The organism is Nostoc sp. CHAB 5836, from assembly GCF_020829445.1.
Classification (GTDB): Bacteria; Cyanobacteriota; Cyanobacteriia; order Cyanobacteriales; family Nostocaceae; genus Nostoc.
The window spans coordinates 12,489-35,984 of sequence record NZ_JAIVFV010000012.1; the positions used below are offsets into that span (position 1 = coordinate 12,489).

The following is a 23,496-nucleotide window of genomic DNA, read 5'->3' on the forward strand; positions in this document are numbered from 1 at the left end:
AATCCAACGCACACCTGCACAGAGTTAATCTAAACCAAAAGTTACCGACTCACCAACCGAGTTTCTTCGGAGATCATCTTTAAAACTTCACGTTTGTTGAATATGACTGTGTAAAACTACAAGAGTTTGGGCCAGTTGACTCAGGCGAGTTTCTAAAGATTGCTTGCGCCCCAACAGTTGACGTAACTTTTGGTAACGAGCGATCGCCATGCTAACATTGGCAACCTGATCTGCTGGACATGGGCGCGACCAGACTTTACCAGCATCGTCTACACCACAGAGGCGGTAGCCAGTAACAGATGATTCATAAGATACTTTTCCACCACGGGCGCAAATTTCTTCTACATAGTTCATCAGGCGGTCAACCTCTGCATGGCGCAGTGTTGCGGTTCCTGCTGGTTCTGCTTCCTGGGGATTGGATTCTAACCAGCCATTGACAATTGGGCCTTCTAAATAAATATCTTGAATTTGGTGCAAGATATTTTGCAGTTCTGTTTGCCAACCAGCGACAGTTTCCTGAATTTCTTGCAATAGATTCATCGCTAATGCTGGATTGGCCCCGTGGCGATGGCTACTAAAACTCGGAGTTTTCAACTTGGGTAGGCTGGGTATTTTACTTCCGTTCTCTTCTGCTTGAAAGGTCTGCACGGAGTCATGGTGAGGAAAGAAATTTTGTTCGGGAGGATCATTACTCTTAGTATCTACGTCAAAGTCAACTGTTTGTCCTTGTGTGTTGAGTTCCCCCTCCTGAGAGGATGCAGTCTGTGTACTTTCTGCGGCTTCGTTAGCTCCAACGCTGATTCTAAAGGAGAAAGGCCCTTTTGTGGTCGAATCACCTGTTTGGGCATCAGAGCCAGTGCCGCGATTCCCTAAATCGTGTAGAGTTGCTTCAATGCGTTTTAAACCTGCGTTCATAAAAACATCCTAAAGTTTGCTGTCCCCGATGGTGTTGAATAGTTATAGCGGTTCTCGCTTGGGTGCAGTACAGTTTTGACCTCACTTCCATTCCTCTCTTCCTTTGAGGAGAGAGGCTTTGAATCTTACTCCCCAACGCTAGAAGGGAAGGGGCTGTTCTTGTTAGGTCTGTATTCCATGCAATTGAGAATCGCTATAAGAATAGAGTTGTGGGGATTTTCGGCTTTTGCCAGTTGGGCATCAATCTAATTCGTAATTCGTAATTCGTAATTCGTAATTACAGCAAGTTTCAGGAAAATAGACCATCCGGTAGCGGTGCAAGGTCTTGCACCTCTACGACAGATGTGGTTCATATACCGCAAAATTGGTGTAAAAATGGTTTTTAGTCGGTGCATAATCACGGTAGTCCCGTTTGCAGTGGGGTTTGAATTTCGACTGGAAACAGAATTATGAATTAAAAATTTAGAACGATGCTGGTGCTAATTTTATCCCTTAAAAGTTATTTGAAACGAAAAATCTCATCCATGAAGAAAAAAACTGCGGTAATAAATTGAAACTGTAAGTAAGTCGGTGAAAATAAATCAAACTATATGACGAAACGTAAATAGCCTTGAAACCCTTACCAATGACGAATGACTAAGGACAAATGACAGCCATCACCAGTTATCTTTAATTGCGCCGACCTACTTAGGCATATTGTTAAAAGACTCAGGAAACAACTTTGGGTAAAATCATTTTAGTAACAGGGCCAGCACGATCTGGTAAAAGTGAATGGGCGGAAAGTCTGGCCATGCAGTCAGGAAAAGCAGTTGTTTACGTAGCAACAGCCACTGATAATCTAGATGATCAAGAGTGGCATGAACGCATTTTACAACACCAACAACGTCGTCCCCAAGACTGGGTAACTTTATCTGTACCTATGGAACTGTCTGCTACCCTCGCTGATGCTAAACCCTATACCTGCCTTTTGGTTGATTCTTTAGGAACTTGGGTTGCTAATCTGCTAGAACAGGATGAATCTAGCTGGGAAAACATCCTTACAGAGTTGTTAGAGACGGTGGATCTGGTCGCTGCTGATATGCTGTTTGTAGCAGAAGAGGTAGGTTGGGGTGTAGTACCAGCTTATCCTCTTGGGAGAACATTCCGCGATCGCCTAGGTTCTTTAGTCCGCCAGCTAAGTGCCCTCAGTGAAACTGTTTATTTGGTGACTGGTGGTCATGTTTTAAATCTCAGCGTCCTGGGTTCGCCATTGCCTTTGAGAAGTGAAGGAGAAGTTAGGAGTCAAGATTCTTAACTATTGATTCAAATTAATCCCAAATCTCAGATCTCAAATCTAAAATTGTCTTATGGCAACTAAACAAGAAGTTAGAGGATACCTTGCCTACTGGTTTCAGTTGGGTAAGAAAGTGATTACGAGCAACCCAAAGGCAAGCATTTTGCAGCATTTCGCTCCCCTATCGGTGCTAAATGGCGATCGCTATAGTGAAGAATTTGAAGAGTGCTGGCAGAAAATTATCTCACCGGAATCGGGTGATTGTTACCTAGAGGGTACACAAGAAACCATTGCTGAACTCTTGACACCAGCATGGGATATAGTGTCTTGTGGTCGTTGCAGTATGCCAGTAGCCGCGCGAAACGTTGGGATGCCGGCATTGTTATGCCCCTGCAATGATTTACCTAACTGGCCGAATACCGAATTGCCAGCACCACGAGAGCCAATTAAGACTCAAGAGCAACTCAAAACAATTCGCGATCGGCTTGTAGATAATTTTGTATAAAAAACGACCAATTATCGACACTTCCACGGGCGTTAAACTTCCGCCTGTCTGATGACTTTTTGGTAAAGTCGATGGGCGGTATTATCCGCCGCAGCTTTGGATTTTCACATTGGTAGGCTAAAAAACATCTAATTTGGATAATCGGATTAAATATAACTCTTGTGGGGTGGGGCGAAAAGCCTGCCCAGTATATGCAATTTAAATATTCAACAGCTTATGACAGTTCTGGAAGTATGCTTTGCACTGGGAAATGCCAGCCAAAACTCAAACTTTGAGAAAAACTTCCCAGTTCAGGTTATTTATCTCTTACGGTAGATGAAGTTCACGAAATAATACCAAAAGCATTGGTTTTTGTATAAGATACCGAATAGAAGAACGAGATTATTTTAATCTGTACTTTAGATAAATAACAGTAAAGTTAAGCAACTATGAGTGAAATCAAGATCCTCGTGATTGAAGATCACAACCTGACGAGAATCGGTTTACGGGCTGCCTTGCAAACTCAGGCAGAGATCAGCATTGTTGGTGAAGCAGCTAATGCAGCCGACGGCATCAAGCTTCTGAAAAGCCTCAAGCCGGATGTTGCAACTATTGACATTGGTTTGCCTGACATGGATGGTATTGAGCTAACACGCACATGTAGGCAATATCAAGCAGAGAATGAAGATTATACCACAAAGCTGCTAATTTTAACGATGCAGAATAGCGAACAGGCTGTTTTAGCAGCATTTGCAGCAGGTGCAGATTCTTATTGCATGAAGGATATCGAAACGGAGAAACTAGTGGAGGCTGTGCAAACGACCCATGCAGGTAGCTCATGGATCGATCCAGCGATCGCCGACCTTGTACTACAACAAATACGCCAAGATTTCCCCGATGGTAGCAGAGGTGCATCTGGAAAAAGAGTCTTGATTGAAGGTATTGACCCAGATGTTGAGAAAAGTATAGTCAGCTATCCTTTAACTCACAGGGAAATGGATGTTTTAGAGTTGATTGTCGGTGGATGTGACAATGCAGAAATTGCTAAAAGGCTCTATCTAACAGTTGGTACTGTCAAAACTCATGTTCGAGGTATTCTCAATAAACTCTGTGTTGCTGACCGGACACAGGCTGCTGTCCGTGCTTTGCGAGCTGGATTAGTACCGTGAGCAAATAAAAATCCTTCTTCCCCAGTCGCCATTTTCAAGTCAATTGTCTTTGAGTCAAAGCGGTTAACTAGGACAAATATTTATGGTTAACTGGGACAAATACTTATGAAGAGATTGTTACAAAGTTTAGTAGAATAACAATCATTCACAAATAAGTATTTTTTCTCCTCATATACATGATAGCGGATCAATTTCCCTGGCTTACTGCAATTGTCTTGCTGCCACTCGTTGCCTCCCTAATCATCCCTGTGCTGCCTGATAAAGATGGCAAGCGCGTGCGGTGGTATGCACTGGGTGTAGGTATCGCAGACTTTGCCTTAATGTGCTATGCCTTTTGGAAGCATTACGATGCCAGCAGTGCTAGTTTTCAAATGGTGGAAAATTATGCCTGGGTTCCTCAGTTAGGTTTTAACTGGGCGGTATCAGTCGATGGACTTTCAGCACCACTTGTGCTGCTAGCAGGATTTGTTACCACACTCTCGATGTTTTCGGCTTGGCAAGTTGATCACCGACCCCGCCTCTTCTATTTTTTGATGCTGGTGCTGTACTCTGCACAGGTAGGGGTGTTCGTTGCCAAAGACTTACTCCTATTTTTCATTATGTGGGAAGTAGAGTTGGTTCCCGTCTATCTACTAGTGTGCATTTGGGGTGGGCAAAGGCGTCGTTATGCAGCTACAAAATTTTTGTTGTACACCGCAGCCGCTTCTATATTTATTTTGGTGGCAGCCCTGGCAATGGGGCTATACGGCGGTGGTAATATGACATTTGATATAACCGCCCTGGCCAAGAAAGAATATCCCCTTGGTCTACAACTGCTGCTTTATGCAGGGTTACTGGTTGCATTTGGTGTCAAGCTTGCTGTTTTCCCCATGCATACCTGGCTACCTGATGCTCACGGCGAAGCATCTTCTCCTGTATCAATGATTTTAGCTGGTGTATTGCTGAAGATGGGCGGATATGGACTAATTCGCCTGAATCTTGAGTTGCTTCCCAATGCACATATTTACTTTGCGCCAGTTCTAGCCATTTTGGGTGTTGTCAACATTATCTATGGTGCATTGAACTCCTTTGCTCAGACCAACATGAAACGGCGTTTGGCTTATTCGTCGATTTCTCACATGGGGTTTGTATTGCTTGGGATTGCGTCGTTCACTGATTTGGGAATCAACGGCGCGATGTTGCAGATGATTTCGCATGGTTTAATCGCATCTGTGCTGTTCTTCTTAGCGGGTGTTACTTACGATCGCACCCACACAATGGTAATGAAAGATATGGGCGGTGTTGGTCAAGCCATGCCCAAAGTCTTTGCTCTGTTTACCATCGGAGCAATGGCATCTTTAGCACTTCCCGGGATGAGCGGCTTTGCTGGCGAACTATCGGTATTTGTTGGGATGACAAGCAGTGATGTTTACAGCTCGACTTTCTGCACCGTAACGGTTTTTCTCGCCGCCGTTGGAGTCATTCTCACACCGATCTATCTACTTTCCATGCTACGAGAGGTGTTTTATGGTAAAGATGCGGCACTGCTATGCGACATTAATAATGCAGGCTTGGAAAATCAAGAAGATGAGGGAACAGTTTGTTTTGGTACAGATTGCTTAGTACCAGAAGATGCAGTCTACGACGATGCTAGACCCCGTGAGGTGTTTATCGCTGCCTGTTTTCTGCTGATGATTATTGGTATTGGTTTCTATCCGAAGATAGCGATGCAGATGTACGATGTGAAGACTGTCGCAATCAATGCTAATGTTCGCCAGTCTTATGCCATAATCTCGCAAACAAATCCCCAAATTTATGCTCATGGATTCTTGGTTCCGCAAATTTCCGAGGTTGAGGTAGCGCCGGTTTTGGGAGCTTTAAAGTAAGCTTTTTGACCAATAAACTTGTCGAAGTTAGCGATCGCTAGGACTAACTACTACCCATCTATGAGTTTTATTAGGCTATTACTTTGACCAAAGGCTCTACGCAACCTACAATTACTACATCAGAGTAATACATAAGTGGGTTGCGTATGAGTAATACTTCCTTCTTTGATGAACAGAAAGAGCAATCTTTAATAAAAGCTAGAATTGTTGAGAAATATTTTTGGGCTTGGGCAAAGGTAATTATACCAACTGCTAAAAAAGGTGACCCAAGAATTGCCTATATAGACCTTTTTGCAGGCCCAGGCCGATACAAGGATGGTTCAAAATCAACACCAATAAAAGTTTTAGAGACTGCGATTTCTAATCCAGATATGCAAAATATGTTAGTGACAGTATTTAATGATGCTGATGCAGAACATATTAATTCTCTCCAAGAAACTATAAATTCAATTCCTGGTATTGAAAATTTGAAATATAAGCCTCAAGTAATTAATCATGAAGTTGGGGAAAATATTGTCAAGACATTTAACGAGCGAAAGTTGGTACCTACATTCTTTTTTGTAGATCCGTGGGGATATAAGGGATTATCGCTACAACTTATTAACTCGGTTGTAAAAAACTGGGGTTGTGATTGCATCTTCTTTTTCAATTACAACCGGATCAATATGGGTTTAGGTAACGCAGCTGTTGAACAACACATGAATGCGCTATTTGGAAAAATACGAGCCGATCAAGTACGCGAAAAACTAAAAACCCTTAAACTAGAAGAACGGGAGTTGACAGTTGTAGAGGCACTTTGCGAAGCTCTCAAGGAAATGGGTGGAGAATATGTTCTACCTTTTCGCTTTAAACATGAAAACGGCAACCGAACTAGCCATCACTTAATCTTCGTGAGTAAGCACGTGAAGGGCTATGCAATCATGAAAGACATAATGGCAAAAGAGAGTTCTGAACAAAATCAAGGCGTACCTTCTTTTGAATATAATCCAGCCACCTATAGACAACCATTGCTTTTTGAATTTTATCGTCCTCTTGATGACTTAGAAGAAATGCTATTGGATACTTTTGCAGGTCGAACAATAACCATGCAAGACATTTACAATCAGCATCATGTTGGAAGGCGTTATATTAGCAAGAATTACAAAGATGCTCTGAAGAATCTTGAAGCTAAGACTAAAATTCTAGCAGAGCCACCTGCTAATAAACGCAGAATGAATAAAGGTGAACTCACATTCGCAGATTCGGTAAAAGTTACATTTCCATCTAAGCAGTAATTACCAAAGTTTCTTTTTTACCTGCTAATTTCAGTGGAGTATTTCCCCATCTCTTTTGATGCCGTTTCCAAGCATCAGGCATTTCATCCCATATTTTACCATCCAATAACCTACCTCCAGCCTTAGAAGTTCTTCCGCCAATTTGCTTGAAAAAGAATGCAACTTCTGCTGCTTGACACTGCTCATGAATATCTTTTACCCACTCAGTTTTTAGAGGGCGGTGTTTTTGTCCAGACTCTCCACCAACAATAACCCAGTGAATATCTGTTAATTCAAGATTCAATTCACCTAAAAGCGGTTCACATGAAAGAAAGCGGACAGTCGCGGGAACTTGGCGAAGAAAGTTAACACGATGAACATAGTTTTGATTTTCGACTGACACACCCAACCAGATATTTTCATGAAATTCTAGTTCAGAAGCCAACTCAAATAACCGTTCCGGTCGTTTTGTTAATATTTGATATATGTGCCAAGGCGTTTTATGAATCACTTTAAAGACCTTTTGAATGAAATCAAGAGGTACATCTTCATGAAAAAGGTCGCTCATTGAATTCACAAATATTCTACTTGGAGTACGCCACTTTAAAGGTTCCGCTAACCTTTCCGGGTGTAAAGTTAAATCAAATCCATTCTTGAAGTTATTAGGAAAACGTTTAGTGAGAGCTTCTGCATAACAATGCAAACAACCTGGGCTAACTTTGTTACAACCAGTCGTTGGGTTCCAAGTTTTATCTGTCCACTCAATACCCGTGTGCGTACTAGACATATTACATAACCTTGTAAATTACAAATTCTGCAAATTATACTTTTTGGGATCTATGATTTTTATAGTGTATACGTACTATAACAGAACTCATGATCATCTCATTGCTGTAGATGGGTCGGAACGATCGCATAATCCAACTATTTAAATCCCCATAGTAGAATTTTGCCAGAGCTACAACCACTGCAACTCAAGGCTCAAAGGATGGATTAAGGAACAGTAAATCAAAGTATCCCCAACAGCGATCAAAAACTAGCCCCAAAATGCTGCCAATACATGGGATGCTGGTTCATGATTACTGAGTTTTGCCAATGTCTGTTGTTTCTGGTGTCACTGTTACCGTTCCTGCCACAACTGCGAATTTGGGGCCTGGTTTTGATTGCATTGGTGCAGCATTAAAGCTGTACAACGAGTTCAAGTTCACTCGTCTAGAAGAAGGTGGGCTAAATATTCATGTCACTGGTACGGAAGCTGCACAAGTCCAAACGGATGAGAGCAATCTCCTTTACCAAGCGTTTGTCAAGTTCTATCAACATATAGAGCAAACACCGCCAACTGTGAAAATAGAAATTCAATTAGGTGTCCCATTGGCGAGAGGTTTGGGTAGTTCGGCGACAGCAATTGTTGGTGGGTTAGTTGCAGCTAATCAACTTGAGGGTACACCTATGAGTCAGTCACAGGTGATGGAGTTAGCGATCGCAATGGAAGGACATCCTGATAATGTAGTCCCCGCCTTGTTGGGTGGATGTCGTCTCGCTGCTACCATTGGCGTAGCTTGGGAAATTTGTGATGTTCCCTGGCATCAAGATATTGTACCAGTTGTGGCTATTCCTAATTTTGAACTTTCCACATCAGAGGCGCGAGGTGTTCTCCCCACTGAGGTGAGTCGCGCCGATGCAATTTTCAATACGGCACATTTGGGGTTATTGTTGCGCGGCTTGGAAACTGGTAATGGACAATGGTTAAAGACAGCTTTACAAGATAAGTTGCATCAGCCCTATCGCAAAGCTTTGATTCCTGGTTATGATGCTCTCAACATCGCAGCTGTTAGTGCTGGTGCTTATGGTATGGTGATTAGTGGTGCGGGGCCGACACTGTTAGCTTTGGCGGATAAATTACACTCAAAGGCTGTGGAGGCGGCGATGTTAGCTGCTTGGCAAGAAGAAGGAATTACAGCCGAGGTGCGATCGCTTTCTCTCGATACCCAAGGCGCAAAAAGCTTTTAAGTAAGTCGGCAAGAATAAACCAAACTATATTACGAAACGTAAATACACCTTAAACCCTTATAAATGACGAAGGACAAATGACAAATGACAGCCTTAGCCAGTTAACTTTAATTGCGCCAACCTACTTAATATTTTACTCAGCACTTAAGACTCGATTTATGGAGCAAACTCAGTCTGAAATAGCGGCGCTTAACTCTCAAATTCAGATTCTTTTAGAAGAACGCGCCGCACTCACTATTAATAATGTCATCTCTGGCGAGAATGATTCACCCCAAGCAATGGTGGAAGCGTACCGCCGTCAAGCCAGAGAAAATGCTCAATTATCAGTTGAACTCCAAGGCATAGATGCAGCGATCGCCGCCTTGGAAGTCCAGATCAAACAAAAACAAGGTCAGTTAGTGCGATCGCAAGGTGAATCAAAACAACTTATCCTCCAGCAGCAGCTAGAGGAAGCGAAAGAAGTAGCAGAGGTTCATGCTCAACGTATTAATCAACTAGCAAGTGAACTTGCAGCAGAAGTCCGTTTTCTTAAGGCTTGTGCTAATCAACTCAGTCCCATGTATTGGCAGATTTATTACAAACCCTTCATTACTGGGTTCAAGACAATCTCCGTTCCTTATGTCCGCTCTGATGGGGAAGTGTGGACAATTGTCAACCGGATTGTTTAATGCTTTAGCCTTTTCGTTTGTATGCAATACATTGACCTCACTTCCATTCCTCTCTCCTCTTAGGAAAGAGGCTTTGAACAGTTATCAGTTATCAATTAATTTTTCCGTTGGGAGTTAGAGTCCCCCATATCTCTGGCCTGGCGTGTTTGGTGTCGTGGTCAAATCTCCGACTGAAACTGTGATAACTGTTCACTGATTTAATCTTACTCCCCTTCCCTTAAAGGGAAGGGGCTGGGGGTTAGGTCTATGACTCAACTTAGAAGCGTAGAAAATTGGGCTTAACCATAAAATGTGACAGTATTTTGACCTTCTCACGTTTTTTGTTTACGTTGCAAAACTTTACATTTAGAATTGAGTCGGCAAAATCCGATGAGTATATATTCCTGTCTATGGCAAAAATTTAATATTATAGGGTTAAAGAATGTTTACAAAACTAAAAATTCCTTAATATAATGACACTAAGAGCGAGAAGTCAAATTGATTGTCAGAAGTGATGAATGCTATTGAATTTCCCTGGCTAACAGCCATAATCCTCTTACCCTTGGTGGCTGCCTTAGCCATCCCCCTAATCCCAGACAAAGAAGGTAGAACTGTCCGCTGGTATAGTCTGGGAGTTGCTTTTGCCGATTTTGCACTGATGATTTATGCCTTTTGGTATAACTACGACTTTCATAGTTCAACACTCCAACTTGTAGAAAACTATCCTTGGATACCGCAATTAGGTTTGCATTGGGCGGTGGGGGTTGATGGTTTATCGATGCCCTTGCTGCTTCTAACAGGCTTAATAAATACCCTCGCAATATTCGCGGCTTGGAAAGTTACCACCAAGCCGCGATTATTTTATGGTTTGATGCTAGCGATGTACAGCGCTCAACTTGGCGTATTTGTCGCCCAGGACTTGCTGCTATTCTTCCTAATGTGGGAAATCGAGTTAGTGCCGGTTTACCTGCTGATTTCCATTTGGGGAGGACAAAACCGCCGTTATGCGGCTACCAAATTCATTATTTACACCGCCGCCGCCTCAATATTTATCTTGATTGCCGGTTTTGCACTTGCCTTCTCTGGAGATACCGTCACCTTCGACATGGCGACTCTGGGAATGAAAGAATACCCCAAAACTTTGGAATTGTTGGTTTATGCAGGTTTCTTAATTGCCTTCGGAGTAAAGTTACCAATTTTCCCCTTACACACTTGGCTACCTGATGCCCACGGAGAAGCATCAGCACCAGGTTCAATGATTTTGGCTGGTGTATTGTTAAAAATGGGTGGTTATGCTCTCATCCGCTTCAATGTAGAAATGTTGCCCAATGCCCATGTGACTTTTGCCCCAGTGCTGGCAATTTTGGGTGTAGTTAACATTGTCTACGGTGCTTGCTGTGCCTTCGCTCAAACCAATCTCAAACGCCGCTTGGCTTACTCTTCAATTGCCCACATGGGCTTTGTGCTGATTGGCATTGCTTCCTACACAGAACTAGGTATCAGTGGTGCAGTGCTACAGATGGTTTCTCACGGCTTGATTGCTGCTAGCTTATTCTTCCTCTCTGGCGTGACTTACGATCGCACCCACACCTTGATGATGGATCAAATGGGCGGTATGGCCAAGGTAATGCCCAAAACCTTTGCTCTATTTACCATTGGTTCAATGGCTTCTCTCGCCTTACCCGGAATGAGTGGTTTTGCGGGTGAGTTGATGGTATTTCTGGGTATCGCCACCAGTGATGTTTACAGTTCCAGCTTCAAAGTTGTAGTTGTGCTGCTGTCAGCAGTTGGCGTGATTTTGACACCAATTTATTTACTGTCGATGCTGCGTCAAGTGTTCTACGGTGAGCAAAGTCAAGAGTTGCACTTGGATGCTGTAATATCTGATGTCAAACCCCGCGAAATATTTATTACCGCTTGTTTGCTGCTACCAATCATCGGAATCGGATTTTATCCCAAATTGGCAACGCAGACTTATGATGTGAAGGCAGTAGAATTAGCCGCTCATGCTCGTCAAGTTCTACCAGTTGTTGCTCATCAACAACCGTCAAGTCTGTACTCGCGGATTTTCTCTGCACCAACATTGGCTACTTCTCAAGTTGAAAGTTCAACATGACTTACGCAAAATAATGAAAAACGAACCGCAAAGGACGCAAAGGACACAAAGGAATAAGAGTTTCAGAGAGTTATTGCGTAAGTCCTATTCAATTAATATTTCTGAGTAAATTAACTTACCATTAAGGGTGCTGCAACTAAATTCTAAATATGAGGGGAATAAAGGGGTGGTTTTGTAACCACCAGGGCTATTTCATTCTAGACATAAACCACCCGGAACTTCAGTTCCGGGCTCATAGCTAAAGTCCGTTAAAACGGACTATAATCTTTTCTCAGTCGTCTTTAGACCAATACACTTGGGTTAAGCATTTCCTCCTTCTCTCTTCTCTCTGTGTTCTTTGCGCCTCTGTGGTTCGTAAAAAAAAGAGTTTCAGCCCTTTTGTGAACCGTATTGGTCTAAAGACTACTTTCGCTATAAGAGAGGTGAATTCATTCTGAGGCGGGCTAGATGAGAATGAAATCGCCCTGACGAAACCACCCCTAAAATTTTGGCATTTTGGAGAGGTAATCAGGTGCGTAGGCGTAGCCCGCCATAGGCATCGCTTGTATTCTCCGACCTACAAATAAAACTAAATAGCAGCAGAATAGGCTTCATCCACCTTGAGAGTTGTGCCTGTAATAAACTTGGCATCATCAGAAATTAGAAAAGCAATTATTTTAGCAAACTCTGCATAGGTAGTAGGACGACCAAGCATCAAATCAGAAGGCACATTCCATCCCTCTAACTCTGCCATTGAATCTGCTACAAAAAAAGGCGCTACGGAAACCATACGAATTTTATCTGCTTTGTAACGCTTGGCATAAAGTTTTGTAAATCCTTCCATTGCAGCGCGGAGAGTACCACTAAAGGGTGTCCCTAATTCTGGTTCATGGGAGTCACAAGCGGAAATATTGACGATGACACCGCCTCCCGAATATCGCATTGCTTCTGTAACTAGTTTGGCAATGCGGACAACACTCAAAAACAGCATTTCAAAGTTTTCTATCCACATTTCATCAGAAATAGATAGCAAATCTGGTCGGGGTGGATCTCCAAAACTATTTACCACTGCATCAATACGACCGAATTGAGCTAAAGTTGTCTCTACTAATCGTTGTAAGTCTTGAAAATTGGTAATTGATCCTTGAGTAGCAATACCGCCCAACTCATTTGCTAAATCCAGAATATCAGGCGATCGCGCCATCAGTGAAACCCTATAACCCCGCGCTGCTAACTCTCGCGCACAACCTGCGCCAATCCCTCGACTAGCAGCCGTAATAATTACTACTTTATCAATATTCATATAAGTAATTTTACTCGATGACTTTCAGAGATTTTCATGAGTTAACCCACATTCTGCCCTAGAGTGTGAAGGGATTATAATCAAGATAGGTGAAGTAGCCAAAAAGCAATTATGACCACCAACTTATCTGTAGCCACAGAAATTATACCAATGGTTTTGCAATTGCAACCTGCGATCGCCATGACCAACGATCAGTTTTACGAATTTTGCCAGCTAAACCGGGACTTTCGCATCGAACGTAATGCTGCTGGAGAATTAATGATTATGCCTCCTACTGGTTCCGAAACAGATCAACATAATTTTGATATTATTGTTCAGTTGGGTATTTGGACAAAGCAAGATGGTACAGGTGTAGGGTTTGGTTCCAGTGGGGGATTTACTTTACCTAATGGTGCGGTGCGTTCTCCTGATGCAGCGTGGATAAAAGGCGATCGCTGGGAGGCGATACAACCAGAACTGCGAAAAAAATTTGCGCCGATTTGTCCTGAGTTTGTGATTGAATTGCGTTCTGAGAGCGATAACTTGCGAATTTTGCAAGATAAGATGCAAGAGTATATTGATAATGGGACACAACTTGGTTGGTTAATTGATAGAAAACAACGCCGAGTTTTTATTTATCGTCCTAATATTGCGGTTGAGGAATTAGATAACCCTAAGACACTTTATGGTGAACCGTTGCTACCTGGGTTTGTTTTAGATTTAAGTCAGATTTGGTAGTTGAAACAGTTACACTCAAAGCATCACAAAATAAAAATGCTAGAAATCTATGGCGGCGAAAGACATATTCCATGATGCAGTCAGATACGCTTTAGAGAAAGAGAGTTGGCTCATCACTAATGACCCGCTTTTCCTGCGTTTTGGTGGTTTGGATATGTACATCGACCTTGGTGCAGAGAAAATTTTAGCAGCTGAACGAAATCAAGAAAAAATTGCGGTTGAAGTTAAAAGTTTTGTTGCTCCATCTACTACAACTGAATTTAGTACTGCTCTAGGACAGTATCTCAAATATGAACTAGCACTTGAAGAAGAACAACCTGAGAGACTTTTATATTTAGCAGTTCCTTTAGACATTTATCGTTCTTTTTTCAACTTAGAATTGCCACGCTTATTAATCCAACGCTACGAAGTTAGGCTGATTGTTTTCGACCCAGAAGAGGAGGCGATTGTAAAATGGCAAAAGTAGAAGAGTACCGTCAACTGATTCAAGAACTCTTGCTAGCTTACAGCGAAATCAAAGCCAGCAACGAAGAAGTCGAAGCAGAAGTTATTTTTGATCGAGAACGCGATCGCTACCAAGTTGTTCACGCAGGATGGTCAAATAAGCGCCGCGTATATGGTTGTGTTTTACATCTCGATATTAAAAACGAAAAAATTTGGATTCAACACGATGGTACTGAAGGAGGTATCGCCAATGAACTTATTAGTCGAGGTATACCAAAAAAAGACATCGTTTTGGCTTTTCATTCCCCCTTTAAACGACAATTTACCGAGTTTGCTGTTGGTTAAAGTCATTTCAATCGCTAAACTTTTCGTGATTTAGGATATAGCCAGAAGCTAAATAAACGGCTCACTCTAGGCATGACAACATAAGTCAACAGCAAAACCATTGTAATGGTAATAATTAACGAAATAATCAAGGGCGGTAAACCACGAAGTAGGGGTGTTATAAATGTATTCAACAAATTAATCAACACAAATACGGCTCCCCAAGTTAGCAAGGCTGTTTTATAGCGCGGTGGAGTTTTCAGTGGTTGACTGGGAAGAGAAAACCAAGCTTCTAATCCACTGATTTGTTGAATATCAGGGTCAGATTCAACCAAATGTTTACCTTGATTTAGCCAATATTCGCGATCGCGCGATGTCATCCACGCCTTTAAATTGTCATAACCGTCGAACCGGAAGATGATCACATATTCCTTTCGTACCCCAAGCTGCGGACGAATCACATTTGTTCCCAGATGACCTATATAGGTTCTAGAAACCCTGGTAATACCTTTCAACCAAGTTTCGTAAGCAGTTTCGCATCCTGATTTGACAACTTGCGTAATGACTACGGTTACAAATTGATCGTCCTGTTCCATTTCCATCGGGATACCGGGAGTCGCACAGAAGCCCACACTGTACTGCTTGCAGTCATTGTGGGAGTATGTCACTAACCGTAGCATGGTTGAGTCACTGTCAATCCAAGAGATATCTCCCAAAAAGAATTGTTTTGACGTAGCAGTGCTACGTCTCTACAAGGGTCGTGGGTAACGCATATTTAATTTCACCAGATATCTAAGGGATATCCAGCTTTCCCAACCTCAAGGCGAACAACATTAGCAGGAACAACACCTGTGGGTGGAGGTAAAAACATTCCACCATTGGTAACAACATAAATTGCAGTGCAATCGCCATCACTTTGACCAAAAGCCACGGCTGTGCTGCCAATTACACCTGACTCGGCTTGAGCAATAATAGTAGTAGTGCGATCGCTGGCAATTCGCACTACACTGTTGTATATGTGCGTCGCTCCATAAAGGTTGCCTTCCACATCAAAGGCGAAGTCATCAATATTAGTTTGCTCAACAAAGATTTCCGGCTCACCTGGTTTATCTGCGGTATCAACGGGAATCCGCAACAGCAACATCTTTTCTGTATTGGAAACGTAGAGGAAATCACCAAAACGCTTCAAACCATTAGCCGCCGGAATGACATTTTCTGAATTGCTACGAGCCAGCATTGGATGTTCTAGCCAAATTGACCCACGGCGTTGAGCGACATCAATCAGCCAAATTGCACCCCGATAAGAATCTGCTGCCAAATACTGAGTGTTAGAAAGCGGAGTCATGCCATTGAGAAATATCGCATCTGGCAATGTCAACAAGGTTTCTACTTTACCCTCACGGGCAATTAAAGAAACCACTGGTATAGAATCAGCATTCCATCCGGCTGCGACCAAACCCCCGTTAGCAGTCAAAGCAAGACCACTCACCTTGCCTTCAACAGTGGCATGAATTTGCTGATTGCCATCTGGACTAATGCGAACAATTTGGCCAACTTCGTGATTAGTTACAAAGATTGTGCCATCTGGTGCAATGGCTAGATTTTCCAAAAAAGTATTGACCGGGAACGACGCAATAACTTTGGAAGGTGCTAATTCAATCGGTTTATCTACGTAAATAGGCGGTAAACCTGCGGAATTTTCCATATTAATCTACCATTGTAATTGAATAGGGCCACCAAACTTTCGCATCTCTGCAAAAAACTGTCCTTGCGCTCCTCCATCGGGAAGTGTTGCTAAATAGACAGCCGTTTGCGCTCCTTCTTCTGCCGTGAACGGAGCATCATCTCCCCCCATGTCAGTCTTCATCCAACCAGGAGAATAGGCATTTACGAGAATATTAGTACCTTGGAGTTCCTTAGCGAGAATCACGGTTAGTCCATTCACTCCCACCTTCGAGAGTCGATAGGAGGGCGCTAAAGGGTAGTAGTCAGTGGAAACTGATACCAGAGATGCCATTTCCGTTGAGATATTGACAATGCGACCGTAGTTTTCCACTTTCATCAACGGAATTAATGCTTGAGAAATTCTGAGTACCGCTAAAACATTGGTTTCAAAAGTCGAGCGCATCGTTTCCAGTTGCACAGTTAGTAAGCTGGACTCCTCCGGCTTAGTTGTAGGATTTACGCCTGCATTATTGACCAGAATATCTACCTTGTCGTAAGTTTCACGCAGCCACTCTGTAAACTGTCGCACACTTCCATCATTGGTGACATCCAGCGTGTGATAGTCAACATCAAGCCCTTCATTGATAAGCTGCTGTTTAGCAGCAAGACCATCTGTTTCATTACGACTCGTCAGAATTACGCGGTTGCCAATTTGGGATAATTGACGGGAAATAGCATATCCTAGCCCTCGATTACTGCCTGTTACCACAGCAATCCTTTTTTGAGTCGTCATTTTTATGACCTTGAAACTGCTTTTGATTTTACTGTACTGAGATACTCTGATCAAAGGTAAAAGGTCAAACTCTTGACGAATTTCTAACAGTGAACGGTCTAACATTGGTTCAAAGTTAAGAAACGGGACGAAAATCTGATGATTGCGAGTTTTTCGCCACGGTGAAATCAACTCTGGCATTAATCGCAGTAATTCAAAGTGCTTAATAGTTTGACCAATTCGCCATAATCTGAGAGAAAGGTTGTAAAGAAAATCTAAAGGTAGTAAATAGCGATCGCCTGAAACAGGATAATGCAGCTGGACAGTCCAATGCTTCCCCATTCAACCTCTAACTATGGCATCTACACCCAAAATTCTTGCCTTTGCTGGCAGCACCCGTATAGATTCTTACAACAAAAAATTGGTAAAAATCGCGGCGGCTGGCGCTAAGACAGCAGGCGCAGAAGTGACTTATCTAGACCTCCGCGATTTGCCCTTACCTCTGTTTGATGAAGATTTGGAAGCTCAAGAAGGACTACCTGCTAACGCCCATACTTTTAAGGACTTGTTAATTTCTCATCAAGGATTGCTGATTGCTTCGCCTGAATATAACAGTTCACTCACAGCAGTTTTGAAGAACGCCATCGACTGGGCATCTCGTCCATCTCCAAATGAAGCACCATTGGCTGCTTTTGCAGGTAAAGTCGCTACCATTATGAGCGCTTCCCCAGGCGCTCTTGGTGGTTTGCGGGGATTGGTTCACCTGCGGTCTATTTTGGGAAATATCAAAGTTTTGGTACTTCCCGACCAGGTAGCTGTACCCAAAGCTTACGAAGCCTTCCATCCTGATGGCACATTAAAAGATCCTAAACAGCAAGAATCTATTGAAATGTTAGGCAATGACTTAACAAAAATATTGCTGAAGCTCAATTAAATTATTCAGGTATTCAGTGAATAACGAACACTTATCATTAAATACAGATTTTGGGGTATGAAAGCGTGGCTACTACCTCCCGTTACCTTCAACCTTGACCTGGTAATAGTAGCAGTTTCTATGTCAGCATCTTAGAGCCTATTTATAAAGTAAATATTAAGTAAGGTGTGTTACGGCTGTGTAGGAATTTGAGGGTTTGAGAAAGTCTAATTTAGCCGCAGGGCACCATATCTCCAGGTGCCGTACACGAGAGCTTTAACGCACCCGACAATTTAAGGTTTATTTTATAAATGCTCTCTAAGAGAGCATTTCTCACAAGCCATGCGGTCACATTCAACATAGGCGTTATCCAGACTATGTTTCAGCCGTTTTAGTAGGCAAAGATTTGCGATCGCACGAAACGTAAAAACCTAGTTTTTATAAGGCTTTGAGAAATGTTGTGAGAAATCCGGGTTAGGTCTGTTGCTGTAAACAGTATTCGCCTTAACATAATATTTACAGTTGACACGTGTAACCCCAAGGGTTACTATTTTAGGGTGATAAAGACCTTTAAACACAAGGGGATTAAAAAACTTTTTGAAGACGATGATAGGAGTGGAGTTCAGCCAGCGCAAGCAGACAAGCTTTTAGATATACTTGACAGGCTTGATGCAGCCGCCGAAATCAAAGATATGCAATACCCTGGATCTGGACTGCACCAATTACAAGGAGACAGGAAAGGGGAGTGGTCTGTTACTGTTACAAAAAATTGGCGGATAACTTTTACTTTTCAAGATAGAGATGCTTACGACGTAAATTACGAAGACTATCATTAGAAGTTAACGATGATCACAAAAAGAAAACCTAGACATCCTGGCGGATTAATCAAGCGTCAGTACTTGGAACCGCTAAATATCACAATTACTGACTTTGCTGATATTCTTAATGTGTCTCGTAAAACTGTATCTGAGATAGTTAACGAGCAAGCAAGTGTTACGCCTAATATGGCGCTTCGTTTGGCTACCGCCTTGCAAACTACTCCTGAACTTTGGTTAAATCTTCAACAAAAATATGATCTTTGGTGCGCTGCTAATGAATCCGAGTCTTGGAAAGATATAGCACCCATAAATTTACAAGCTTGCTGATTAGCGCCCAGTCGTGTTTAAGCTTTTAGGAATTGACCAAAAGCCATTACCACCACTACTAAATTCTGTAAGTCACTTAGAGGATTTTTTTGTTGAATTTTAGGACTTACGCAACTGGCATATTATTTTTAGTTTGTAGTGAGGACTTTAGTCCTCTTTCATCAGGGCTGAAGCCCTTACTACAAACTAAAAGCTTTTATTTTTTGTGACACTTGCGTAAGTCCTAAATTTAAAGAATTCATCACGATTACCGAGGTAGCGCTAAATACTACGTGCAAAACTTGAGAAAGCTTTTACTACAGAAAAAATCAAATGAAAATTATCAAATCATTTTTGATTTGTGCAGTTACAGTTACGTCTTTAGTTATTCAACCAACAGCACAGGCACAATCTAAACCTCAGTTTTGTGGCAAGTAATCGTGAATTTGAGCATTTCAATTCTCACAAATTATAAATTAATATTCTTGGACAAAATTGATTTGGCTAGCATTCCATGCACACCTTTTTGGGGACTGTTCACAACTTGAGTAATGTGAAAATTTACAGCTAAACTGCATAAGACATAAGCGTCTTCTGGCGACAAATTCATGAAGCGTTCCAGAAAATCAATCATGTTTTTTAAAGCCAGTTCTAAGGCTTCATCTAAAGTTTGGGCAAAGCCCATTGTAATGATATCAGTTGGAGTTTCGGCAATTGGTGTTGTCAGTTGTAAATCTTTGCGAAGTTTGAGGGTAATTCTACCATTCATAGAAGTTTCAATGGCGGTGACATTTACTTCACCGTCTCCTTGTGCAGAATGCCCATCACCAATAGAAAATAATGCACCTGGTACGAAAATTGGCAAAAATAAACGAGAACCAGCTTGTAATTCCCGGTTGTCGATATTACCGCCGTAAGAACCTGGCGGAATAGAAGTTCGAGAGGTTTCTGGAGTAGCGACACCAAGAATTCCAAAAAACGGTTTGAGGGGAATTTTTATGCCAGTACCCGCCGGAAATTCGGCGATATTGTTTACTAAATCTAGAGGAATGAATCTCAAAGCAGGTTGAGGAAACTGATGTGGTAAAGCTCCCCAACCTGTACGAATGGCATTGAAGCCGACAGGTAAACTAGGTGCGATCGCATCTAATTGTACTTCTAAAGCATCCCCTGGTTCGGCATCACGCACGTAAATTGGCCCTGTGAGTAAATGCGGCCCCCCGGCAATTTTACGTTCTGGTAAAAGATTTTGGCAGATATCGAGCAGTTCTGGTGTGAGAAACTCTGGTGGTGCTTTGTCGTAAACGTAGTAACCAGTATAAGTTTCTACATCAATGGTATCGCCAGAATCAATAGTTAGTGCTGGTTCTAATAGATGGGAAAAACCACCTAGATGCACAGTTTCTTTTGATGCTTTTAAAATGTAATGAGTCATATTAAATAAGTTGGCGCAATTAAAGTTAACTGGCTAAGGCTGTCATTGGTCATTGGTCATTTGTCATTAGTAAAGGTTTTAAGCTTATTTACGTTTCGTAACATACTTGAGTTTTTTCGCACCAACGTACTTACAACAGGGGAATCACTTTGATCGTTAATCAATTAATAACTAAGTAAATTCCCCAAATCGCCATTGGCCGAAGGTAAGTGCTAGCGCGGAAAGTACCAGTTGCAGTGATAGCTTCAGGGGTGCGAAATTGCAGACCATTGTCATAAATTTGCTGCACTACAGCTTGCGTCAATCTCAACGCTTCATCTTTCATTCCCATCTGCACCAAAAAAGCTGCCAGCCCAAAGTTTATTCCCGTCCAAACTTCTAGGGGATGAGTAGCTTCGGGATTTTCTGGTGAACCGTCGGGACGAACACCATTAGCAGCACCAAACTCACCATTGCAGAATTTCAAAAAGCACGCATCATAAACAGTTTTTAGGGCAGAAAGGGCGCGATCGCTTGGGACAATATCGGGTAAGTCCAGGAGACGGGCGTAAAATTGTCCGCACAATTGATCCGCCATGACCACATCAGAACCACTTTCGCTATCAAGTTTGTAATATTGCCCATTCCAAAGTTTTTCTTGGTAAATAGCTAGAGATTGTTGTAACCAAGTTTCATAAGTGGATTTTTGCGCCGCCAACTCTGTTGTGTTGCCTCTCTGGTAAGTTAATAAAATATCGCTGATGGCGATCGCAGCCTCTAGCGCCGCCAACCACAACCCCCCACAATATGCACTGACACCCTGTAACCGCCAATCATCAAAGGTTTGGTCAGGCGCACCAGAATTTTCCGGAATCCCATCGCCATCAAGGTCAAAAGTTTTCAGGTAGTCGAGGGTTTGAACGATGGCACTCCAACAATCTGCCAAGAATTCCACATCGTCAGCACCCGTGAGCAAAAAATCACGGTATACTTGCAAGACAAAATCACTACCTAAATCTTTCCATAAATTGCAGTCTTGATAGCTGGTGTAGTTGGTTTTCTGCCAAACGTGTTCATTGGGTGCGCCTAAATCGTGGGGTGTTGCGCCGGCGACTTTACGAACTGCAATCGGGCTTTCTGCCTTAATTGTCATGTAATAGCCAATTATTCGGGGAGTATCATCACCTTGAGGAATCGCCCGTGCAAATGCCCGGATCACCGACTTTTCCAGTTCTGGAAACAGCATTAGCAGGGCAAAAGAGCCATATAACCGCACATCTAGACTTTCATACCAACGATAATCTAAGCACTCTAGTACCGCAAACTGACCGATGGGGTCAAGTTCTGATGCTGCACTCCAGAGAGTACCGCCACTGGTGAGGTCGTAAAGCTCATTAAATAGAGCCATCTTAAACCAGTTGGGTAAATCTTCCCGGTCGAGAATGGGTTTTTGCCAAGTTTGAATTTGCGATCGCCAGGTTTGGTATTCTTGTAGCGCAGTGGATGCGATCGCCCAAGCATTATTGCCACTTTTATCAAAAAAGTCCGTATATCTGCGGTAATAGTTAACTCCAGCCGCAAATTCTGTGATGGGTAAATCCCAAGCGACGACAAAGGGAATGTCGATAGTTTCCCCTGGTTGGAGAGTGAAACGGAGTGCGATCGCCGCCCCTATTTGTGTATTATCTGTTACTGGAGTCCCATTTAAATAATTAGGCAAAGAACCATCTTGAGCAAAGCTTTCCCATATTTCCTCACCCGTTCCTTCCGGATTCCATCGGCTGTGGTGAAATACTTCCAATTGGGGATTTTTCAGCGTGGCAATACACCAAGTTCCGTCACCTTCTTGTAAAGGTTGATCACTACCAACCCGACCGAAAAGACAGCCAAACTGTTGTGTATTTTCAACTATCTGGTTGTAGTTTCCTTGACTTTCGCCCCAGGGTGGTTGATACTGATAGACTGGACTACCATCATCGCGCACCCTCACTTGGGGAGATTTGAGAGTGTTTGTAAACCAGCCCACCATATTTTGCCAGGTGAGCATGATACTGAGAGTAATCGCTGCATCTGTGGGGTTGTAGACATTCCAGAGGAATATCGCCACAGGGTAGCTAGTTTCTTGGTAATTACCTGCCCAGATTGGTGAAAACTGCTCACAAGTCAACTGTGCTTGAAATACATTTTCATATACAAACCAGCTACGTGGATATAGCGCGTGATAATTGCCCGTCCCCTCTGTGCCAAGAAGTGTCGGATACCACCGCCAAGCTTTGAGAGTGCCATCATCGGGCCCTTGGGTAGATAAAGCGTAGGCTTTGGAAGATGTGCTATTGGATTCAAACACGCTGAATTGACAAATGGGAACGCTTTTAAAGGTATGCTCACCGCCGTCGATGTGCCACAGGTTAAAGTCTCCTTGTGAAGAACGACCGATGCAACCTGCACCAAAGCCACCTAAAGGCATACCATGCCAAGGGCCATCATCGATATTACTTGGGTAGCGGACAGTATAAGGCTTGTCCCAACCTAAACCGATGGGACGGCTCCAAGTGCAAGAGGGAATTTCTGGAGAGAGTTGATTTGTCATCGCTTAATGTTAAGTAGGTTGGCGCAATTAAAGTTAACTGGCTAAGGCTGTCATTTGTCATTCGTCATTTGTCATTAGTAAGGGTTTTAAGCTTATTTACGTTTCGTAACATACTTGAATTTTTTTTGCACCAACGTACTTAGGAGATACGGTGTATACACAAGTGACTTATTTTGCTCAAAGCGCTCTCAGACCTAACCCAATACACTTGGGTTAAGCATTTCTTCCTTCTGTCTTCTCTTCCTTTGCGTCCTTTGCGGCCTTTGCGGTAGCCTGCGGCAAGCCAAAGCGTCTACGTTAACAAAATTGACTTTGACAAAGAGTTTTAGCCTTAACTGAACTACATTGAGACCTAACAAGAACAGCCCCAACCCTTGAAGGGTTGGGGAGTCAATCTTCAAAGCCCCTCTCCGTGTCGGAGAGGGGTTTGGGGAGAGGTCTGCCGACTTGTGTATAGACGGTAGCCTTTTAGGAGAGAGGTCAAGATTGTACCTCACGCTTGTCGAGAACCGCTATATT

At 42.7% G+C, this 23,496-nt stretch carries 22 protein-coding genes; 14 read left to right on the forward strand and 8 right to left on the reverse strand.

Features of this window, described 5'->3' with window-relative positions:
* Positions 1-87: 87 nt before the first annotated feature.
* Positions 88-915, reverse strand: a complete 828-nt coding sequence (locus tag LC605_RS04165; protein WP_229546311.1) for a hypothetical protein — start codon at positions 913-915, stop codon at positions 88-90.
* A gap of 721 nt (positions 916-1,636) precedes the next feature.
* Between LC605_RS04165 and cobU the strand changes: the two genes are divergently transcribed.
* From cobU to LC605_RS04190, 5 genes are all read left to right on the forward strand, one after another.
* Entirely contained in the window at positions 1,637-2,209 is a 573-nt protein-coding gene (gene cobU, locus LC605_RS04170) for a bifunctional adenosylcobinamide kinase/adenosylcobinamide-phosphate guanylyltransferase (protein WP_229546312.1), read from the forward strand.
* Between the two features lie 52 nt (positions 2,210-2,261).
* Positions 2,262-2,693 (forward strand): hypothetical protein, encoded by a 432-nt coding sequence (locus tag LC605_RS04175; protein WP_229546313.1) that lies wholly within the window; start codon positions 2,262-2,264, stop codon positions 2,691-2,693.
* Positions 2,694-3,121: 428 nt separating this feature from the next.
* Positions 3,122-3,841, forward strand: coding sequence for a response regulator transcription factor (locus LC605_RS04180; protein ID WP_229546314.1), 720 nt, complete (start codon positions 3,122-3,124; stop codon positions 3,839-3,841).
* Positions 3,842-4,017: 176 nt separating this feature from the next.
* Positions 4,018-5,706, forward strand: coding sequence for an NAD(P)H-quinone oxidoreductase subunit 4 (locus LC605_RS04185; RefSeq protein WP_229546315.1), 1,689 nt, complete (start codon positions 4,018-4,020; stop codon positions 5,704-5,706).
* A gap of 146 nt (positions 5,707-5,852) precedes the next feature.
* On the forward strand, positions 5,853-6,980 hold the full coding sequence (locus LC605_RS04190; RefSeq protein ID WP_229546316.1) for a three-Cys-motif partner protein TcmP: 1,128 nt from the start codon (positions 5,853-5,855) through the stop codon (positions 6,978-6,980).
* Here the strand turns inward: LC605_RS04190 and LC605_RS04195 are convergent.
* Entirely contained in the window at positions 6,970-7,746 is a 777-nt protein-coding gene (locus LC605_RS04195; protein ID WP_229546317.1) for a DUF5131 family protein, read from the reverse strand. The two genes, LC605_RS04190 and LC605_RS04195, sit on opposite strands and share 11 nt — an antisense overlap.
* Before the next feature lie 308 nt (positions 7,747-8,054).
* Between LC605_RS04195 and thrB the strand changes: the two genes are divergently transcribed.
* From thrB to LC605_RS04210, 3 genes are all read left to right on the forward strand, one after another.
* Positions 8,055-8,969 (forward strand): homoserine kinase, encoded by a 915-nt coding sequence (gene thrB, locus LC605_RS04200; protein ID WP_229546318.1) that lies wholly within the window; start codon positions 8,055-8,057, stop codon positions 8,967-8,969.
* A 158-nt stretch (positions 8,970-9,127) separates the two neighbouring features.
* Positions 9,128-9,637, forward strand: a complete 510-nt coding sequence (locus LC605_RS04205) for a hypothetical protein (protein ID WP_229546356.1) — start codon at positions 9,128-9,130, stop codon at positions 9,635-9,637.
* Positions 9,638-10,130: 493 nt separating this feature from the next.
* On the forward strand, positions 10,131-11,732 hold the full coding sequence (locus tag LC605_RS04210) for an NAD(P)H-quinone oxidoreductase subunit 4 (protein WP_229546319.1): 1,602 nt from the start codon (positions 10,131-10,133) through the stop codon (positions 11,730-11,732).
* Positions 11,733-12,300: 568 nt separating this feature from the next.
* Here the strand turns inward: LC605_RS04210 and LC605_RS04215 are convergent.
* The gene (locus LC605_RS04215; protein WP_229546320.1) at positions 12,301-13,014 is read right to left on the reverse strand and encodes an SDR family oxidoreductase; all 714 of its coding nucleotides are present in this window, start codon (positions 13,012-13,014) and stop codon (positions 12,301-12,303) included.
* 111 nt (positions 13,015-13,125) lie between these two features.
* Between LC605_RS04215 and LC605_RS04220 the strand changes: the two genes are divergently transcribed.
* Genes LC605_RS04220 through LC605_RS04230 form a run of 3 tightly spaced genes read left to right on the forward strand, consistent with a single transcriptional unit; the run spans position 13,126 to position 14,520 of the window.
* Entirely contained in the window at positions 13,126-13,731 is a 606-nt protein-coding gene (locus LC605_RS04220; protein ID WP_229546321.1) for a Uma2 family endonuclease, read from the forward strand.
* 49 nt (positions 13,732-13,780) lie between these two features.
* Positions 13,781-14,197, forward strand: a complete 417-nt coding sequence (locus LC605_RS04225) for a XisH family protein (RefSeq protein WP_229546322.1) — start codon at positions 13,781-13,783, stop codon at positions 14,195-14,197.
* Complete coding sequence (locus LC605_RS04230; RefSeq protein ID WP_229546323.1) at positions 14,185-14,520, forward strand: XisI protein; 336 nt, start codon at positions 14,185-14,187, stop codon at positions 14,518-14,520. The genes LC605_RS04225 and LC605_RS04230 overlap by 13 nt, the downstream gene beginning before the upstream one ends.
* A 14-nt stretch (positions 14,521-14,534) precedes the next feature.
* Here the strand turns inward: LC605_RS04230 and LC605_RS04235 are convergent, their stop codons facing one another.
* The 3 genes from LC605_RS04235 to LC605_RS04245 form a co-directional block, all read right to left on the reverse strand.
* Positions 14,535-15,095, reverse strand: a complete 561-nt coding sequence (locus tag LC605_RS04235; protein ID WP_229546357.1) for an antibiotic biosynthesis monooxygenase — start codon at positions 15,093-15,095, stop codon at positions 14,535-14,537.
* A 185-nt stretch (positions 15,096-15,280) separates the two neighbouring features.
* Positions 15,281-16,204 carry an SMP-30/gluconolactonase/LRE family protein gene (locus LC605_RS04240; RefSeq protein WP_229546324.1) on the reverse strand — a complete coding sequence of 308 codons (924 nt, stop codon included), beginning with the start codon at positions 16,202-16,204 and terminating at the stop codon, positions 15,281-15,283.
* A 6-nt stretch (positions 16,205-16,210) separates the two neighbouring features.
* Positions 16,211-16,957 carry an SDR family oxidoreductase gene (locus tag LC605_RS04245; RefSeq protein WP_229546358.1) on the reverse strand — a complete coding sequence of 249 codons (747 nt, stop codon included), beginning with the start codon at positions 16,955-16,957 and terminating at the stop codon, positions 16,211-16,213.
* Positions 16,958-17,291: 334 nt separating this feature from the next.
* On the opposite strand from LC605_RS04245, the gene LC605_RS04250 reads away from it, so the two are divergent.
* From LC605_RS04250 to LC605_RS04260, 3 genes are all read left to right on the forward strand, one after another.
* Positions 17,292-17,870 (forward strand): NADPH-dependent FMN reductase, encoded by a 579-nt coding sequence (locus tag LC605_RS04250; RefSeq protein ID WP_229546325.1) that lies wholly within the window; start codon positions 17,292-17,294, stop codon positions 17,868-17,870.
* Between the two features lie 536 nt (positions 17,871-18,406).
* Positions 18,407-18,685 carry a type II toxin-antitoxin system RelE/ParE family toxin gene (locus LC605_RS04255; RefSeq protein WP_229546326.1) on the forward strand — a complete coding sequence of 93 codons (279 nt, stop codon included), beginning with the start codon at positions 18,407-18,409 and terminating at the stop codon, positions 18,683-18,685.
* 9 nt (positions 18,686-18,694) lie between these two features.
* Positions 18,695-18,994 (forward strand): HigA family addiction module antitoxin, encoded by a 300-nt coding sequence (locus LC605_RS04260; RefSeq protein ID WP_229546327.1) that lies wholly within the window; start codon positions 18,695-18,697, stop codon positions 18,992-18,994.
* Between the two features lie 448 nt (positions 18,995-19,442).
* Here LC605_RS04260 and LC605_RS04265 read toward each other — a convergent pair whose 3' ends face one another.
* Entirely contained in the window at positions 19,443-20,408 is a 966-nt protein-coding gene (locus LC605_RS04265; RefSeq protein ID WP_229546328.1) for an acetamidase/formamidase family protein, read from the reverse strand.
* A gap of 160 nt (positions 20,409-20,568) precedes the next feature.
* A complete protein-coding gene (locus tag LC605_RS04270) occupies positions 20,569-22,977 on the reverse strand; it encodes a GH116 family glycosyl hydrolase (protein ID WP_229546329.1) in 2,409 nt (802 codons plus the stop codon).
* Positions 22,978-23,496: the final 519 nt, after the last annotated feature.

What these genes read in the sequence shown, in the direction of transcription:
- LC605_RS04165 (WP_229546311.1), bottom strand. Translation starts at nt 915, where the DNA reads ATGAACGCAGGTTTAAAACGCATTGAAGCAACTCTACACGATTTAGGG.
- LC605_RS04175 (WP_229546313.1), top strand. Translation starts at nt 2,262, where the DNA reads ATGGCAACTAAACAAGAAGTTAGAGGATACCTTGCCTACTGGTTTCAG.
- LC605_RS04180 (WP_229546314.1), top strand. Translation starts at nt 3,122, where the DNA reads ATGAGTGAAATCAAGATCCTCGTGATTGAAGATCACAACCTGACGAGA.
- LC605_RS04185 (WP_229546315.1), top strand. Translation starts at nt 4,018, where the DNA reads ATGATAGCGGATCAATTTCCCTGGCTTACTGCAATTGTCTTGCTGCCA.
- LC605_RS04190 (WP_229546316.1), top strand. Translation starts at nt 5,853, where the DNA reads ATGAGTAATACTTCCTTCTTTGATGAACAGAAAGAGCAATCTTTAATA.
- LC605_RS04195 (WP_229546317.1), bottom strand. Translation starts at nt 7,746, where the DNA reads ATGTCTAGTACGCACACGGGTATTGAGTGGACAGATAAAACTTGGAAC.
- thrB (WP_229546318.1), top strand. Translation starts at nt 8,055, where the DNA reads ATGTCTGTTGTTTCTGGTGTCACTGTTACCGTTCCTGCCACAACTGCG.
- LC605_RS04205 (WP_229546356.1), top strand. Translation starts at nt 9,128, where the DNA reads ATGGAGCAAACTCAGTCTGAAATAGCGGCGCTTAACTCTCAAATTCAG.
- LC605_RS04210 (WP_229546319.1), top strand. Translation starts at nt 10,131, where the DNA reads ATGAATGCTATTGAATTTCCCTGGCTAACAGCCATAATCCTCTTACCC.
- LC605_RS04215 (WP_229546320.1), bottom strand. Translation starts at nt 13,014, where the DNA reads ATGAATATTGATAAAGTAGTAATTATTACGGCTGCTAGTCGAGGGATT.
- LC605_RS04220 (WP_229546321.1), top strand. Translation starts at nt 13,126, where the DNA reads ATGACCACCAACTTATCTGTAGCCACAGAAATTATACCAATGGTTTTG.
- LC605_RS04225 (WP_229546322.1), top strand. Translation starts at nt 13,781, where the DNA reads ATGGCGGCGAAAGACATATTCCATGATGCAGTCAGATACGCTTTAGAG.
- LC605_RS04230 (WP_229546323.1), top strand. Translation starts at nt 14,185, where the DNA reads ATGGCAAAAGTAGAAGAGTACCGTCAACTGATTCAAGAACTCTTGCTA.
- LC605_RS04235 (WP_229546357.1), bottom strand. Translation starts at nt 15,095, where the DNA reads ATGGAACAGGACGATCAATTTGTAACCGTAGTCATTACGCAAGTTGTC.
- LC605_RS04240 (WP_229546324.1), bottom strand. Translation starts at nt 16,204, where the DNA reads ATGGAAAATTCCGCAGGTTTACCGCCTATTTACGTAGATAAACCGATT.
- LC605_RS04245 (WP_229546358.1), bottom strand. Translation starts at nt 16,957, where the DNA reads ATGACGACTCAAAAAAGGATTGCTGTGGTAACAGGCAGTAATCGAGGG.
- LC605_RS04250 (WP_229546325.1), top strand. Translation starts at nt 17,292, where the DNA reads ATGGCATCTACACCCAAAATTCTTGCCTTTGCTGGCAGCACCCGTATA.
- LC605_RS04260 (WP_229546327.1), top strand. Translation starts at nt 18,695, where the DNA reads ATGATCACAAAAAGAAAACCTAGACATCCTGGCGGATTAATCAAGCGT.
- LC605_RS04265 (WP_229546328.1), bottom strand. Translation starts at nt 20,408, where the DNA reads ATGACTCATTACATTTTAAAAGCATCAAAAGAAACTGTGCATCTAGGT.
- LC605_RS04270 (WP_229546329.1), bottom strand. Translation starts at nt 22,977, where the DNA reads ATGACAAATCAACTCTCTCCAGAAATTCCCTCTTGCACTTGGAGCCGT.